Annotated in this window: 1 protein-coding gene; it reads right to left on the bottom strand. The window is 67.9% G+C overall.

Going from position 1 to position 1,463, the window contains the following annotated elements; all coding sequences use genetic code 11:
• On the bottom strand, positions 1–1,463 hold a 1,463-nt coding region (gene traD, locus Q673_RS33415; protein ID WP_023007139.1), incomplete at both ends, for a type IV conjugative transfer system coupling protein TraD.

A 1,463-nucleotide genomic window follows, 5' to 3' on the forward strand; every position in this document is an offset into this window, starting at 1 on the left:
TTGCCCATGCGCTTGCCGTTCACCGCCGGCAGGCCGTCATCGATGCCGTGCTTGTAGATATGGCCGGCCACCGAGACCAGGTCGGCGAACATGGAGTTGCCCACCGCCTGGGCCACCTCGAAATCAGACATGGCATCCAGGCCCACGTAGACGATGCCGCGCTTACGGATGATCTGCTGCCAATCGATGATCGGCCGGGGGTCTTCGATGTCGTCGTAGTCCGGCGAGAGCAGCTCGGCGATGCGCCCGGTGGTCAGCTTCTCCAGCAGCGGCAGCAGGCTCGCCACGATCTTGTCGAAGTAGGTCTTGTCGTAGCGCACGGCGCTGCGCAGCCCCTCGAGTACGGCGTCCACCACCTTGACCTGCTGCAGGTACTGCTCGATGGCCACCACCCGCTTGTCGCGGCCCTGAAACTGGCGGGGGATGTTCTTGTCGTTGAGCTTGCCCTCGATGGTGGTGATGCGCTCCCAGGCGTGCTGGTCGTGGCGGGTCAGGGTCTGCTGGGCGTACTCGATCATCAGGCCGTCGATGTTCACCACGTCCGAGAGGATCTGCTCGTAGGTGGGGCGCTGCCCCAGGGCATGACGGGCCCGGGCCACGATGTTGACGAAGCGCCAGGCGAACTCGCGGAAGGCGGCGCTGTTGCCCTCCCCGGAGAGCTGACCGGCGAGCCGGGTGGCCACCTCGGAGATGCGCCCGAAGCGGCCCACGGCGTTGTAGCGGGCCGAGATATCCGGCCATCCCAGGTGGAAGACGTAGAATGAATCACCGCGGCCCGCCCGCTGCGCCTCGGCATACATGCGGATCATCAGGTCGGCGTCGCCCTTGGGGTCGAAGGCGATCACCACGTCGCCGCGATGGATGTCCTGAGTGATCAGGATCTCGGCGAGCCGGGTCTTGCCGACCCGGGTGGTACCCTCCACCAGGGTATGGCCGACCCGCTCCCCCAGGGGCAAGTAGACATCGCGCTCCTTCCACTCCACGGCGTGCAGTGCTGCCATGCCGCCCACCGGCGGCAGCGGGCGCACAGGATTCCAGGGCACATCCGCGGCGAGCAGCTTCACCAGCGGCCGACCGGCCCCATAGCGCTCCAACCGGTTCTCCAGCTCCCGGGCGACGCGGTAGGCGGGCCCCGGGCGCAGATAGCGCTGCACGTGGGGCTGCTGGCTCTCATGCAGCCGCTGGGTGTGGCGCGCCTCCCACTTGAAGCCCTTGCCCATCCACAGCAGCCGCTGGCTGACCGGGATCTGCCGGCTGCGCAGCGCGAAGCGCGGCAGGCGCTTCATATTGCGGCGGTAGCGCAGCACCACCCAGGCCTGTCGGGCACGCCACAGCCCGAAAGCGGCGAAACCCGCCGCCATGCCGTAGCCCACGCTGGGCGATAGAGCCAGGGACCAGGGCGCCATGATGCAGAGCACCGCACAGGCCAGGCAGACCAGGGCGGTGTTGAGCTCTACCGCCGG

Source organism: Halomonas sp. PBN3 (genome assembly GCF_000475415.1).
GTDB lineage: Bacteria > Pseudomonadota > Gammaproteobacteria > Pseudomonadales > Halomonadaceae > Halomonas > Halomonas shengliensis.